The sequence below is a fragment of the Peribacillus sp. QJM3NY_7 genome (genome assembly GCF_056173225.1).
Window position 1 is genome coordinate 464,946 of record NZ_CM149663.1, and the last position, 13,349, is coordinate 478,294.

The 13,349-nt window shown below is 41.8% G+C and carries 15 protein-coding genes; 10 read left to right on the forward strand and 5 right to left on the reverse strand.

Annotated features, from left to right (window positions below; all coding sequences use genetic code 11):
* The first annotated feature begins 9 nt into the window (after positions 1 to 9).
* The 8 genes from gatB (at position 10) to AC0VX1_RS02295 (ending at position 6,315) form a co-directional block, all read left to right on the forward strand.
* Positions 10 to 1,437 carry an Asp-tRNA(Asn)/Glu-tRNA(Gln) amidotransferase subunit GatB gene (gatB, locus tag AC0VX1_RS02260; protein ID WP_034306078.1) on the forward strand — a complete coding sequence of 476 codons (1,428 nt, stop codon included), beginning with the start codon at positions 10 to 12 and terminating at the stop codon, positions 1,435 to 1,437.
* Between the two features lie 153 nt (positions 1,438 to 1,590).
* Positions 1,591 to 1,752: an RNA polymerase sigma factor gene (locus AC0VX1_RS02265; protein WP_475469696.1), complete on the forward strand. Its 162-nt coding sequence runs from the start codon at positions 1,591 to 1,593 to the stop codon at positions 1,750 to 1,752.
* Positions 1,753 to 1,821: 69 nt separating this feature from the next.
* The gene (locus tag AC0VX1_RS02270; protein ID WP_475471688.1) at positions 1,822 to 2,133 is read left to right on the forward strand and encodes a sigma-70 family RNA polymerase sigma factor; all 312 of its coding nucleotides are present in this window, start codon (positions 1,822 to 1,824) and stop codon (positions 2,131 to 2,133) included.
* On the forward strand, positions 2,130 to 2,597 hold the full coding sequence (locus AC0VX1_RS02275; RefSeq protein ID WP_475469697.1) for a hypothetical protein: 468 nt from the start codon (positions 2,130 to 2,132) through the stop codon (positions 2,595 to 2,597). Before AC0VX1_RS02270 ends, AC0VX1_RS02275 begins: the two co-directional genes overlap by 4 nt.
* Positions 2,590 to 3,660, forward strand: a complete 1,071-nt coding sequence (locus tag AC0VX1_RS02280) for a hypothetical protein (RefSeq protein ID WP_475469698.1) — start codon at positions 2,590 to 2,592, stop codon at positions 3,658 to 3,660. Before AC0VX1_RS02275 ends, AC0VX1_RS02280 begins: the two co-directional genes overlap by 8 nt.
* Positions 3,657 to 4,583 carry a hypothetical protein gene (locus tag AC0VX1_RS02285; protein ID WP_475469699.1) on the forward strand — a complete coding sequence of 309 codons (927 nt, stop codon included), beginning with the start codon at positions 3,657 to 3,659 and terminating at the stop codon, positions 4,581 to 4,583. The genes AC0VX1_RS02280 and AC0VX1_RS02285 overlap by 4 nt, the downstream gene beginning before the upstream one ends.
* Positions 4,584 to 4,763: 180 nt before the next feature.
* Positions 4,764 to 5,678 carry a diacylglycerol kinase gene (locus AC0VX1_RS02290; RefSeq protein WP_034306067.1) on the forward strand — a complete coding sequence of 305 codons (915 nt, stop codon included), beginning with the start codon at positions 4,764 to 4,766 and terminating at the stop codon, positions 5,676 to 5,678.
* Positions 5,679 to 5,739: 61 nt separating this feature from the next.
* Positions 5,740 to 6,315 carry a GNAT family N-acetyltransferase gene (locus tag AC0VX1_RS02295; RefSeq protein ID WP_063577517.1) on the forward strand — a complete coding sequence of 192 codons (576 nt, stop codon included), beginning with the start codon at positions 5,740 to 5,742 and terminating at the stop codon, positions 6,313 to 6,315.
* Positions 6,316 to 6,435: 120 nt separating this feature from the next.
* On the opposite strand, the gene AC0VX1_RS02300 is transcribed toward AC0VX1_RS02295, so the two are convergent.
* Positions 6,436 to 7,794, reverse strand: a complete 1,359-nt coding sequence (locus AC0VX1_RS02300; RefSeq protein ID WP_475469700.1) for an IS1182 family transposase — start codon at positions 7,792 to 7,794, stop codon at positions 6,436 to 6,438.
* A 332-nt stretch (positions 7,795 to 8,126) separates the two neighbouring features.
* Positions 8,127 to 8,345, reverse strand: coding sequence for a hypothetical protein (locus AC0VX1_RS02305; RefSeq protein WP_034306063.1), 219 nt, complete (start codon positions 8,343 to 8,345; stop codon positions 8,127 to 8,129).
* A gap of 189 nt (positions 8,346 to 8,534) precedes the next feature.
* On the opposite strand from AC0VX1_RS02305, the gene rlmD reads away from it, so the two are divergent.
* Positions 8,535 to 9,905: a 23S rRNA (uracil(1939)-C(5))-methyltransferase RlmD gene (rlmD, locus tag AC0VX1_RS02310; protein ID WP_096338814.1), complete on the forward strand. Its 1,371-nt coding sequence runs from the start codon at positions 8,535 to 8,537 to the stop codon at positions 9,903 to 9,905.
* A 453-nt stretch (positions 9,906 to 10,358) separates the two neighbouring features.
* Positions 10,359 to 10,907 carry a YitT family protein gene (locus tag AC0VX1_RS02315; protein WP_413009502.1) on the forward strand — a complete coding sequence of 183 codons (549 nt, stop codon included), beginning with the start codon at positions 10,359 to 10,361 and terminating at the stop codon, positions 10,905 to 10,907.
* An 8-nt stretch (positions 10,908 to 10,915) separates the two neighbouring features.
* On the opposite strand, the gene AC0VX1_RS02320 is transcribed toward AC0VX1_RS02315, so the two are convergent.
* The 3 genes from AC0VX1_RS02320 to spoVAD all read right to left on the reverse strand — a co-directional run bounded on the left by AC0VX1_RS02320 (position 10,916) and on the right by spoVAD (position 13,233).
* The gene (locus AC0VX1_RS02320) at positions 10,916 to 11,776 is read right to left on the reverse strand and encodes a DUF421 domain-containing protein (protein ID WP_475469701.1); all 861 of its coding nucleotides are present in this window, start codon (positions 11,774 to 11,776) and stop codon (positions 10,916 to 10,918) included.
* A 24-nt stretch (positions 11,777 to 11,800) separates the two neighbouring features.
* Positions 11,801 to 12,007, reverse strand: coding sequence for a DUF1657 domain-containing protein (locus AC0VX1_RS02325; RefSeq protein WP_057278504.1), 207 nt, complete (start codon positions 12,005 to 12,007; stop codon positions 11,801 to 11,803).
* Between the two features lie 206 nt (positions 12,008 to 12,213).
* On the reverse strand, positions 12,214 to 13,233 hold the full coding sequence (gene spoVAD, locus AC0VX1_RS02330) for a stage V sporulation protein AD (RefSeq protein WP_264640142.1): 1,020 nt from the start codon (positions 13,231 to 13,233) through the stop codon (positions 12,214 to 12,216).
* Between the last annotated feature and the right edge of the window lie 116 nt (positions 13,234 to 13,349).

The window sequence follows — 13,349 nt, forward strand, 5'->3', positions numbered from 1 at the left end:
GTGAAAATAATGGACTTTGAAACGGTGATTGGTCTAGAAGTACACGTAGAATTAAAAACGGATTCTAAAATTTTCTCAGCGAGCCCAAATCATTTTGGCGCCGCTCCAAATAGTAACACGACTGTAATTGACCTAGGCTACCCAGGTGTATTGCCTGTCGTCAATAAAAAGGCTGTTGATTTTGCAATGAAGGCTGCAATTGCCCTGAATTGCGAAGTGGCGGAAGTTACGAAATTCGACCGGAAAAACTATTTTTACCCGGACAATCCTAAAGCATACCAAATTTCACAGTTCGATCAACCGATCGGTGAACATGGTTGGATTGAAATCGAAGTGGGCGGCAAGAAAAAGAAAATTGGCATTACCCGCATTCATATGGAAGAGGATGCTGGAAAGCTAACACATAAAGGGAACTATTCGCTTTGCGATTATAACCGCCAAGGTACGCCTCTTGTTGAAATCGTATCCGAACCGGATATCACTTCCCCAGAAGAAGCGTATGCTTATTTGGAAAAGCTGAAATCCATCATTCAATACACGGGCGTTTCCGATTGTAAAATGGAAGAAGGCTCACTCCGTTGTGATGCTAACATTTCCTTGAAACCTGTTGGTCAAAAGGAGTTCGGTACGAAAACCGAATTGAAAAACTTGAATTCATTCAACTTCGTTCGCAAAGGGTTGGAGCATGAAGAAATCCGCCAAGCGGAAATCTTGAATGAAGGCGGCATAATCGAACAGGAAACTCGCCGGTTCGACGAAGCTACAGGCAGAACCGTACTAATGCGAATTAAGGAAGGCTCCGATGATTACCGTTATTTCCCGGAACCGGACTTATTGACGATCCATATTGATGAAGAATGGAAAGCTCGTATCGCTGCCGAAATTCCGGAACTTCCGGATGCCCGGAAAAAACGCTATGTCGAAGAATTTGGCTTACCTGAATATGATGCAGCCGTTTTAACGGTAACGAAAGAAAGTGCGGATTTCTTTGAAGCGACAGTTGCTTCAGGTGCCGATGCAAAACTAGCATCTAACTGGATCATGGGTGAGGTTTCCGCTTTCTTGAATGCAGAAGGCAAAGAGCTGCATGATGTCAAATTGACTGCTGAATCATTGGCTGGAATGATCAAGCTGATTGAAGATGGCACGATTTCGTCTAAAATCGCTAAAAAGGTTTTCAAAGAATTGATTGAAAACGGCGGGGATGCTGAAACGATCGTCAAGGAGAAGGGACTAGTCCAAATTTCCGACGAAGGCGCATTGCGTACAGCCGTTGAAGAAGCATTGAATAATAACCCGCAATCCATTGAAGATTTTAAAGCTGGTAAACAAAAGGCAATCGGCTTCCTTGTCGGGCAGATTATGAAAGCGACAAAAGGACAAGCCAATCCACAACTTGTTAATAAAATTTTGGTGGAAGAAATCAATAAACGTTAATGTTGACCGTATCACTTTTAAAGTGGTACGGTTTTCTCTTGATTAAGGCTGAGAAAAATAATAAGCGGAAAAATAATTTTGAGTTATCTGTAGGGGTAACTCCTTTTTGTGTCGTCTATTACATGAATGTTTATCAGGAAAGGGGGAAGAGAAGTGTCCGATGAGTTAGTTGAGAAGGTAAGGGCTGGGAATGATCATGCATTCCGAATGTTGATTGAAAATTATAAACAGACGATTTATAGAACCGTCTATTCCGTCTTGCGGAATCAAAAGGATGCAGAAGATGTTACCCAGGAAGTCTTTATCAAAATCTAAACTTCTCTTCCTCAATATAAGAACCAAGGCTTCAAAACTTGGATTACCCGAATTGCCGTCAATCATGCAATCGATCTAAAGAGAAAGAGGGAACGCCAAAAGGAAGAATTACAGGACGAACATTCATCGGAAGTTAATTTGGGCTTAACGGATGATGTCGAGGCAGTATTTTTTCGGAATGAAAGGCGAAAGCAAGTATTACGGAAGCTGAATGACCTTCCAGAGGGATATCGAGACGTTGTATATGGCTATTACATAAAGGAAAAGACATTCAAGCAAATTGCAGAGGAACAGCAGATTCAAGTGAAATCTGTGGAAGTAAAGCTATACCGGGCAAGAAATTGGATGAGAAAACATTGGAAAGAGGAGGATTTTTCATGAATCATGTTTCAGAGGCACAATGGGTTGCATATTTGGAAGATGAAATACCAGAGGCTTTAAAAATTGAATATGAAAATCACCTATACTCCTGTGACAAGTGTTTGTCCGTCTATATGGAAGCGATGGAAAAAGAAGAAACAAGTCTTGACCTTGAAGGATTTGATATTGCAGGTCCAGTCATGGACTCTATTAGCCGATTGAAAGGCGGCTCTGTTGAAGAGTCTTGGCCACATCGAAAAGAGAAGTCACTTCGGACAATCACAAGACATTACCTGATTGCGGCAGGATTTACGATTTTATTAATGGCAGGCGGGGTATTTCAATCATTGACAGAATACGTGGATTCTGTGGAATCAAGCAGTGAAAAGAAAACGCAGTCCTTGACCGAGGACCTTATTGATAAAACATTTACTTGGATGGATACAATCGAAAAGAAAAATAAGGAGGGGTTTAGAAATGAATAAAAGTCCGGTATTAGCTTTTTTATTATCCTTTCTGCCAGGTTTCGGACATTTTTACCTAGGAAGGCAATATAAAGGGCTATTTTATTTTCTTGCCACAGCTGGATTGGGGCTTGGAGGTTTTTTTCTTTCGTTAATCAGTCAATCGGATGCGTTTCTGGCATTTTCCGTTATTGGAATGGTGTTTTATTTCATCAGTATATTTGATTTGGTGGTCACCTCACTGAGGAATCCTAAAAGTGAAGAGGATGTGGAGGGAATGGCAAATCCGCCGGAAGCGGAAAGGTTTTATGTAATCATCCTTTCATTCGTTCCTGGGTTAGGGCATTTTCAGCTAGGCCTCATGAACCGTGGGCTCATTTTTCTCATCAGCTTTTTAGGCTTTGGCATCATGGTGATATTTATCAGTGTGATGACACAAATGGAAGGCCTGTTAATATTCATGGCACTATTGCCTGTTATCTGGATTTACAGCTTTTTTGATTCTATTCAACAGCTGAATAAAAAGCAAAGAGGTGAGGAGCTTATCGATCGGACCGTTTTGGAAGATTTCGAGGAGAGACGGGAATCCGGGAAGAAGAGTAAAGCGGTCGCGACTTTATTCGCTATTTTCCCTGGTGCAGGTCACTTATATTTGGGGCTGCAAAAACGCGGGATACAATTGATGGCCGGCTTTTTATTCGCCATTTACATACTGGATTTACTCCGGTTGGGTTTCTTCTTCTTCCTTATTCCGATTATCTGGTTTTATAGTTTTTTTGATGGATTGCAAAAAGCTTCGAAAATGGAAGAGGGTCCAGTAGAAGATACGCCCATCATTTCGGGAATGGTCAATCATCAAAAATGGTTAGGATTGGGTCTGGTGGGAATTGGAATCTATTTCTTGGCCAGTAATATGATCGTTCCGGCCATCGCTCCCCATTTAGATGAATGGATTGGAAGCAACTTGGAATATTGGTTTAGGGATTATTTTCAAAAAGGCCTTGTATGCATCCTTCTAATAGGCGGAGGAATCAAATTGCTGTCGGGAAGTAAAAAAGGGAGCTTCAAGGAGGAGAGTAAATGAGAACATGGAGAGTCGGAACGATTTCAATGGGGATCTCCCTGGTTGGTTTGGGTTTAGTTTTACTCGTTTCCCAAATTTCGGATATGAATTTGACGACGATTCTGCAATCATGGTGGCCGTTGCTGTTCATGATCTTGGGTACAGAGATTCTCTTCTATATTTATTTTTCCAGAAAAGAAAGTTCTTTTGTAAAATATGATATTCTTAGCATTCTTTTCGTTGGATTGCTTGGAACGACGGGAATAGTTTTAATTCTGCTTACATCCAGCGGATTGTTGGATCAAGTTAGGGCTGCCGTTAATAGTGAAGAGAAAACGGTCAATTTGCCTGGTTTCAATCAAAAGGCAGGAAAGGGCATACAGAGAGTTGTCCTGGACACTGGTTCATACCCATTGACAATTGAAAGTGGTAAGGACGAAGAAGTTTCCGTTTTTGGAACATATGGTGAGCGGCTAATGGAAGATGATGATTCATTGTTGAACAATGCGGAAGATTATTTACTTGTTGAAAGAAATGGTGATACTCTTTATATTAGCTTCAAGGATTTACTGAGTCAAAATGGACTTTTGGACAGTGGTACTAGGAATCTTAAGGCAACCCTTATAATCCCTGCTGAGTTGGCAGTGGAGATAGACGGTCAAAGTACCGATCTTGTCTTGAAGCCTAGAAAGCTCTTGAATGACTGGAGTGTAAAGGACAGCGGAAATCTAAGTGTAGTCCTTCAGGATAATAGTGATATCAAGATAGATGCTAGAGGGGTCGAGGAACTTGAAGGCCCCGAGAGTGGCTGGAAGATGACTGAAGTGAAAAAAGGAACAAGTGATGAAGGCATTGTAAAAAAGAATGGGATATTCAATAATGGTGATGGGAAACATACTTTAACGGTTACCGATACATTTAACGTGAGCGTTCAATATCCATGATTGAAATCATTTACTAGAATAAAATTGTAAAAAGCATTATAATTTTCCCTGATAAGATTTCTAGTAAAATGTAAAAGATACGGACCGAAATACGGTCCTCTTTTTTTCGAATATTGCTTTTCATGTAATGAAGGATTAAGATGTAAATTATGGAATCAATATGTATAAGGATGATGGGAAATGAAAAGAGCAAGGTTGATTTACAACCCGACTTCGGGCCGGGAAGCCATTAAGAAGAGCCTGCCAGGTGTACTAGCGAAGCTTGAAGAAGCTGGTTATGAAGCTTCTGCACATGCGACGACTGGTGCTGGGGATGCGACGAAAGCGGCAAAGATAGCGATTGAACGCGGCTATGAGGTAGTTATTGCAGCAGGGGGCGACGGTACGATTTATGAGGTTGTTAATGGACTGGCCACTGCAGAGAAACGTCCGAAACTAGGAATCATCCCGACGGGAACGACCAATGATTTCGCCCGGGCGCTGCATTTACCGAAGTCGATCGAAGGGGCAGCCGAAATTATTGCCGGCGGGCATACGATGCCGATCGATATCGGGAAAATGAACGATAAGTATTTTATCAATATTGCTGGCGGGGGCAGATTGACCGAATTGACCTACGACGTGCCGATCAAGCTGAAAACGATGCTCGGTCAGCTAGCGTACTATATTAAAGGAATTGAAATGCTTCCTTCAATTAAGCCGACGGAAGTTTCTATTGAATATGATGGAAAGCTTTTTGAAGGGGAGATCATGCTTTTCTTGGTGGCTAACACGAATTCGGTCGGGGGCTTCGAGAAACTGGCCCCTGACGCCTCTTTGAATGATGGTATGTTCACGTTGCTTATTTTAAAAAAGGCAAACCTGGCTGATATTGTCCGTGTCGCAACATTGGCAATGCGCGGTGAGCATATCCATGATAAAAATGTCATTTATGAAAAAGCCAATCGAATTAAAGTACAGGCCAAAAAGGATATGATGCTTAATTTGGATGGGGAATTTGGCGGGATGGCCCCAGCTGAATTCGTCAATCAGTACCGCCATTTTGATGTATTCATCCCGCAAGGACTACTGCCGGATGATCCGGCAAATAAATAAGGTGAAAAGGCCACTGAATCTGGTGGCCTTTTCAGTTTAATGAAGCAAGGAGAATTGCAACATGTATATCAGGAAAGCGACACCGGAGGATGCGGACAAGGCAGCCATATTGACCCGGTTAGCGATTAAGGAAATTGCAGAGGTTTTGACAGGGGAAACGGAAGAAGAAAGAATACTTTCCGTTCTTGCCGATTTGTTCAGGAAAAGTGGGAATCGGGTCAGCTATGAAAATACGCTTGTCAGTGAACATGATGGACAAGTATCTGGATTGATCATTGCTTACCATGGCAAGGATGCCGAAAGCTTGGATGAACCGATAGTGAAACAATTAAGGATGAAAATGAAAGACCCAAGCGTTACGCTCGATAAGGAAGCGGAAATGAGAGACTTTTATTTGGATACCGTGTCCGTCGACCCGAATTTTCAAGGAAGAGGAATTGGCAGTGCACTGATTCAATATGTGGAGGAATACGCTAAAAATAAGGGGTATCCAAGAATTTCTTTAGTCGTTGAAAATGAAAATGTAGCGGCGAATCGTCTCTATGGCAGATTAGGATATATAGAAATGAAAACCATTTCGATTAGCGGCCATGAATTTCGCTATATGGTAAAGGAAATAGAAGAACCTCCTGTTTAACAGGGGGTCCCAGTTTGTAGACAAAAGGGGTTCGGAATTAAAAAATTCCGAACCCCTTTTGAAATTCCCTTTGAATTTTCGCCTAAAGTTTAGAGATTGGGGCTCTACGAGCCCACTATGTTAGGCTATTTTTGGACCTCGCCATGTCCAATTGGCCATCTTCTTTAAATTAATGGCAGCGAAAGTAAGCATCGCCTGCATCGACAATTTTTTAAGTCCCCTTAAAGTAGTCCAACGCATACCATGATTTTCTTTTGCATCTGCGAATACACGCTCAATCGTTTCTTTACGTTTAGCATATATAGGTTTTACATCTTGATGATGACGCAGATGATCTGCTTCTTCCACATGTGTTTGCCAGATATGCCGTGTCACCACTTTTTGACAGTCTTTGCTTTCTGTACACCGAGATAAAAGTGAGCATGTTGTACAAATTTGTTTTGGCGATTTGTACTCGCGATAGCCCTCTTTATTTGTTGTTGAGTACTTTAAAGTTTCGCCCGAAGGGCAAAGGTAACAATCAAAATATTCATCGTATACATAGTCCTGTTTGCGGAAAAATCCTTCTTTGGTGCGAGGACGTGTATAAGGTAAAGCCGGTATGATTTCTTTGTTAAATAGGTAGCTTGTAATCGCTGGTGTTTTATAAGCTGCATCTGCGGCAACGGCTTCCGGTTTTCCAACTTTCTCAATCACTTGTTCAACTAGTGGCTCTAAGATCTGACTGTCATGTGTATTTCCAGGTGTTACAATCGTTCCCAATACAAAACCGTTGCGGTCTGCGGCCGCGTGGAATGAATAGGCAAACTGTTTTGTTCGTTCATCTTTCACATAGTAGCCACTCTCAGAATCCGTTGTACTTTCTTTAATCTCTTTGGTCTCTTCTTTATCAAATTTATCTGGTGGAAAAGGCTTTTTTCCATGGTTTTCACGATCTTGATTGATTTCTTCTTGAAGACGTCCTTGATACGCTCGTGTTTCTTTACGAACGATTTTCTTTTCAAATTTCCGTTTATTCGCACTGGCTTTCACATGTGTGGAATCCACGAAAACGTGTTCAGCACTTATTAACTTTTTATTAGCAGCTGTCATTAAAATGCGATAGAAAATCTGTTCAAACAGGTCTGTATCTTTAAAGCGTCGCTCATAATTTTTCCCGAACGTAGAAAAATGAGGTACTTTATCATGGAAACCATAGCCTAAGAACCAACGGTAAGCCATATTGGTTTCAACTTCTTCAATCGTTTTACGCATGGAACGAATACCGAAGGTATATTGAATGAAAGTCAGTTTAACTAAAATAACTGGATCAATACTTGGGCGTCCTACCTCTGAATACATATCTTTCACCAAGTCATAAATGAAAGTAAAGTCAATGGCAGCCTCCATTTTACGAACCAAATGGTTCAGTGGCACCAGTTGATCTAAAGTAATCATTTCAAGTTGATCTCGCTGAATAGAATCATGTTTAGAAAGCATCCTCATCACCTCAAGTTTTAATACTTCTATTTTAAAACAAAAATGACCCCAGGCAAAAGTGTTCTATCTAAAAAGTAAGACAAAGTTGATTGGAACGGAAGGTACGAGACTCCTGCGGGAAAAGCGCGTCTAGGGGAGACCCCGCAGGCGAAAGCCGAGGAGGCTCCCCGACCGCCCGCGGAAAGCGAGTGCCTGGAGTGGAAATCAACGTCCAAATTGTACAAGCCATAAAAATAGACAAACTCGATTTTCATCGAGTTTGTCTACAGTCTGGAACCTCCTGTTTAACAGGGGGTCCTTTTTAGTTCTTTGAAGTTTGGCATTGTATGCGATTACATTTGCTGCCCATTCATGGCTGCCCAATCAGCGTAAGCTCCGGTGCCATTACAGCCGGGACAGTCGTGTATATCGGAAAAATGATATTCCGTAGGTACGAAGGAGCTGTATCCACGTCCGTAACAATCCGGACAGAGGCCTTTTTCCTCCATACTCGCTCGATGTTTTTCTATCCTTGTAGCATTCCAGGCCGATATAGAGTTAAATAAACCCATTTCCTCACCTCTTTTGTTTTTCCTTATTTTTCTTTTTTTATTGAACTTTTATTCATGGAACTATGAAAAATCCGTAATTCCTTCCACTATATTTTTATGAAAACCAGGGTAAATTGGTGAGTGGTTTTGTGGCAAGGCCTCTATTGTGGTAAAATACAGGCTAGCATAAAAAAGAAAAGAGAAGATGATATGAAAAAAACAGCACCAGTTGCTAAAAATGATATAGTAGAGGTTTTATTTGAAGATTTAACACATGAAGGAGCTGGCGTCGCTAAAGTCGATGGCTACCCGATCTTTGTTCAGGGCGCCCTTCCAGGTGAAAAAGCAAAAATCAAAGTGATGAAGGCTAATAAGGGTTATGGCTTCGGGCGCTTGATGGAGATTATCGAAAACAGTCCATACCGGGTTGAGGTCACGACTGAAGACTACCATAAGTACGGTGGTTGTCAGCTGCAGCATATGAGCTATGAAGGACAGTTGGAATTCAAGGAAAAGCAAGTACGTGAAGTGATGACACGCATTGGGAAACTTGAGGATGTGAAGGTTCATCCGATCATCGGGATGGAGAATCCAACCCATTATCGCAATAAAGCTCAAGTGCCTGTTGGTGAAAAGGATGGCAAGCTAATAGCAGGGTTCTTCAAACCGCGGACACATGAAATCGTTGAAACGAAAGAAAGCATTATCCAAAATGAAGTGATTAATGAAGCCGTTCAAGTCGTTAAAGAGATTTTCAGTAAACTTGGTATCCCCGCTTACAATGAAGAGGCACATAAAGGTGTATTGCGGCACATCATGGCCCGTTATGGCAAGCAAACAGGGGAATTAATGATTGTTCTTGTTACTAGAACGAAAAGTATCCCTTTCATCGAAACCATCGTGAAGGAAATCGTTGAACGTCTTCCACAAGTTAAATCCATCGTTCAAAACGTGAATTCCAAGAAAACGAATGTTATCTTAGGCGATAAAATGACTGTGCTATGGGGCGACGAAGTGATCCATGATATGATCGGTGATGTGAAATTTGCGATATCAGCAAAATCTTTCTACCAAATCAATCCAGATCAAACGAAAGTCCTTTATGATAAAGCTCTTGACTATGCAGGGCTGACTGGTGAAGAAACGGTGATAGATGCCTATTGCGGCATTGGGACCATCTCTTTATTTTTAGCTAAAAAAGCGAAAAAAGTAATTGGTGTCGAAGTGGTCGAAGAAGCGATCGAAGACGCACGGCGCAACGCTGAATTGAATGAAATCTCAAATGCAGAATTCATGGTCGGCGATGCAGGTAACGTTATTGCTGAATGGTATCAAAAGGGCAACACTGCTGATGTCATCGTGGTGGATCCGCCACGCAAAGGTTGTGAAGAATCCCTTCTGAATACGATCATCGAGATGAAGCCTAATAAAGTCGTATACGTATCATGCAACCCAGGCACTCTAGCGCGTGATCTTCATATCTTGGAAGAAGGCGGATATAAAGCAGTTGATATCCAGCCTGTCGATATGTTCCCAATGACGACACATGTTGAAAATGTAGTGTTATTAGAGTTGAAATGATTGAATGTGGGCCCGGTCTAATTGACTGGGCCCGCATTTTTTATATTTGTACAATATGGATTGACTTCCGATCCACACACTTGCTCTCTGCGGGCGGTCAACCCTCGGCATGCGCCTGAGGGGTTTCACTAGGCGCGCTTTTCCGCAGGAGTCTCTCCAAATCAACTTAGTTACAACAGTTAGAAAGGAGACCATGCCTAAAGGAGTTGCAGGGCTGCTTTGGGTCAGGTTGTTTCGGGAGAATATTTGAAGAAAGATAGGTTCCCGAACCCCTTTGTCAACGAACTGTTGGTCCCGGTCTAAATGACCGGGACCTTTTTCACGTAGTTAAATTGAAGAAAAGGGAGGGGGATTTTTTTTTTTGCGTGATTATTCTTGACGCTCTGACTTGGACATATATTAAGAAATATATGGATTGGGAGGCAAGGTGATTTTATTAATTTTCAAAAAGCGGTGGCTGTCATTGTTGGTAGCTTTTTGGTGGGCATTGGAATAAATGGATTTTTGGTTCCTCATCATTTAATAGATGGCGGCGTAATTGGGATTGCACTCATCCTTCATTATTTCTTTAGTTTTCAAACGGGACTATCCATGTTGGTCCTTAGCATTCCTATATTTTTATATGCCTGGTATTATGAACGCCCTTTTTTCTATAGCAGCGTTCACGGATTGCTTTTGACATCCCTTTTTATGGATTGGCTTAATCCATTGAAAAAGGTTTTTTCCATTTCAATACTGGCAAGCTCCTTGATTGGCGGTGTCATCATAGGGATGGGCATAGGACTCATGCTTCGATATGAGACAAGCAGCGGGGGGACGGATATGCTAGCAAAAATCATCTCAAAATCCACCTCCATGGATATTGCTTTGGCGATTATCGTCATAGATACATTAATCATTTCAGCTGCAGCATTCACCTTAGGTATCGAAATTTTTCTTTTTTCATGTGTGACGATCATCATCATTGGACTGATCACTTCGCTTATGAAAGTGAGGAATTGAATATCTAATCAGTTCCTTAAGATATGGGCCACTTCATCTATTGCCCTTTGCAGCTTTTCGCTATTTTTGCTAAACATCTCTTTAGCTTCCTTTGATTCAGTTCCTAGTGCAAACAACTCTAAGTCTGCTTGGCATTTTTTCAAGGTCGCGAGCATAAGAGGTTTTTCTTGAGGAGAAGGAACTTTAAGTTTATCATCAAAAAGGTCCACAGTTAATTCCCCGTTGGAATTAGCTTGAGCAAGAAACACATTATCAAGGATTACACCCAACTTATCCAGTTCAGTAAGAAGCCAATTTCGGTTCAGTCCAATCGTGGAAAGCGGTTCATCAAGTATGCTGCCGTCCATAATGATAGTTTGTGGCTCCTTTACTGCAGCCACTGCCAGATTAAGGTCCTTAGGTGTTATAGGTTGATTTTGCTTCTTTAACATTACGGAAAAATCCCCGTCGGCTTCCAATAAGGCAAACTCAACTTCAGAAATATCAAAGACATCCTTTTTCCGGAGCAATCCTAACAATTCATCGATGGTATATTTCTCTTTTTTTAAATTATCTTCCATGATTTTCCCATCTTTGATGAAAACCGATGCTTTTCCTTCCACAAGATCACGGAAAGTTTTACTTTTTAGGGATATTAATCCTGCAATGAAGGGTGCTATGGCAAAAACAAGAATGGATAGTACACCATGTATAATACTGCCCTCCACTTTCGTAGCTAATTCTGCCCCAACATTACCGATGGTTATGCCCGTTACATATTCAAAAAAGGAGAGCTGGGACAATTGTTTTTTTCCTAACACTTTAGTGATTAAAAAAAGAACAATTAAAAAGAAAAATGAACGCAAAACAATTTCTAACCACCCCGGCATTACCAAACACCTCCTGCTTGATCATTAAAAACCTTTATATTGTGGTTCTTCCCGTTCTAACTCGCCCACGCGCTTCTGTACATCCTTCCTAACTTCATTAACCACCAGCATCGTTTCATGCAAAATCCGTTTAGATTCATCATCTTGAGTCCTGAGTGCTAAGCTGGATAAGCCTGCTTCAATTCCTTTTAGGCTGGAGACACATTGTTTGACATTGGAAGCTATCGTCATGCAGCAACCTCCTTATCTTTTTAGGTCTATAATAATGACTCGGAACCATGAGCAGCTGTTATCCAGGCAATGGTTGCTTCCAGCATGCCAGCGGCAACAACCGATCAATCAATTCTTTTTCACACATCCGCTAACGCTACAGAAAAAATCTCCGCAGCCAAGAATATCCATCCAATATGAGCAGGTGTATGTTCAAACATCAACCCTTAGTTTTGTGCTTCTCCGTCATATTCAATCGATACGGCATGGGCGATGCATGGAATCGTCTCACTTTGTTGAAAGGATAGGGGAGATAGCAAGGCACCGGTAGCCACGACGAGCAATCGTTTAATTTCTCCTTTTTTCATGCGATTTAATAAATGACCATAAACGACGGTTGCGGAACATCCAGGGCCACTTGCCCCGGCGAGGACCGGTTGACCATCCCTGTATATCATTAAACCGCAATCTTTATATTGCTCTTCTTTAATCGGCGTGCCATGTTTTTTAAATATTGCCAAAGAAACTTCATGTCCAATCTTTCCTAAATCCCCAGTCACTATCAAATCATAATAGGATGGGTCGAGGTTTCTTTCTCTGAGATGTGCTTCAATCGTATCTACAGCGGCCGGAGCCATGGCACCTCCCATATTGAAAGGATCGGTCAATCCCATGTCGATGACACGGCCTATCGTAGCTGAAGTGACCCTTGGGCCTTCCCCGGCACTGCTTAATAAAGCCACTCCTGCCCCCGTAACGGTCCATTGGGCTGTCGGGGGTTTTTGCCCTCCGTATTCAGTTGGATAGCGAAATTGCTTTTCCACTGCAGCGTTATGGCTTGATGCTCCTGTCAATAAGTACTTTGCCCCTTTGGTGTTGACAAGGTATGCACCAAGAGCCAGTCCCTCCATGGAGGTGGAGCAGGCACCAAATAAGCCGAGATAAGGTGTTCCTAGTGTTCGACAGGCAAAACTGGTAGGGGTTATTTGATTGATTAGGTCGCCTCCTAGGAAAAATTGTATCTGTTCCTTTTGTAGACCCGCCTTCTCAATTGCTTTTGTACTCGCTTCCTCCAATAAGACTTTATGTGCTTTTTCATAGGTATCTTGGTTGATCCATAAATCGGAATGGAGAAGATCGAAATCATCTGCAAGCAAACCGTCTGCTTCAAATGGACCGCCAACGGTTCCTGTGGAGACGATGACAGGCTTTTGATCAAACACCCATGTGCGATGCCCTGTAAGCATTATTAAACCACCCCATTGTATGAGTATTGTCAGTAAGATTAAACAAAGGAATAACATAAAAATCCTTCAGTCGATTTGAATATAGTACAGCCATTACCTAAAGGAAACCTTTGGCT

What these genes read in the sequence shown, in the direction of transcription:
- AC0VX1_RS02300 (WP_475469700.1), bottom strand. Translation starts at nt 7,794, where the DNA reads ATGCTTTCTAAACATGATTCTATTCAGCGAGATCAACTTGAAATGATT.
- AC0VX1_RS02320 (WP_475469701.1), bottom strand. Translation starts at nt 11,776, where the DNA reads ATGCCGGGGTGGTTAGAAATTGTTTTGCGTTCATTTTTCTTTTTAATT.
- AC0VX1_RS02285 (WP_475469699.1), top strand. Translation starts at nt 3,657, where the DNA reads ATGAGAACATGGAGAGTCGGAACGATTTCAATGGGGATCTCCCTGGTT.
- AC0VX1_RS02295 (WP_063577517.1), top strand. Translation starts at nt 5,740, where the DNA reads ATGTATATCAGGAAAGCGACACCGGAGGATGCGGACAAGGCAGCCATA.
- gatB (WP_034306078.1), top strand. Translation starts at nt 10, where the DNA reads ATGGACTTTGAAACGGTGATTGGTCTAGAAGTACACGTAGAATTAAAA.
- AC0VX1_RS02325 (WP_057278504.1), bottom strand. Translation starts at nt 12,007, where the DNA reads ATGACGATAGCTTCCAATGTCAAACAATGTGTCTCCAGCCTAAAAGGA.
- AC0VX1_RS02275 (WP_475469697.1), top strand. Translation starts at nt 2,130, where the DNA reads ATGAATCATGTTTCAGAGGCACAATGGGTTGCATATTTGGAAGATGAA.
- rlmD (WP_096338814.1), top strand. Translation starts at nt 8,535, where the DNA reads ATGAAAAAAACAGCACCAGTTGCTAAAAATGATATAGTAGAGGTTTTA.
- AC0VX1_RS02280 (WP_475469698.1), top strand. Translation starts at nt 2,590, where the DNA reads ATGAATAAAAGTCCGGTATTAGCTTTTTTATTATCCTTTCTGCCAGGT.
- AC0VX1_RS02290 (WP_034306067.1), top strand. Translation starts at nt 4,764, where the DNA reads ATGAAAAGAGCAAGGTTGATTTACAACCCGACTTCGGGCCGGGAAGCC.
- AC0VX1_RS02305 (WP_034306063.1), bottom strand. Translation starts at nt 8,345, where the DNA reads ATGGGTTTATTTAACTCTATATCGGCCTGGAATGCTACAAGGATAGAA.
- spoVAD (WP_264640142.1), bottom strand. Translation starts at nt 13,233, where the DNA reads ATGCTTACAGGGCATCGCACATGGGTGTTTGATCAAAAGCCTGTCATC.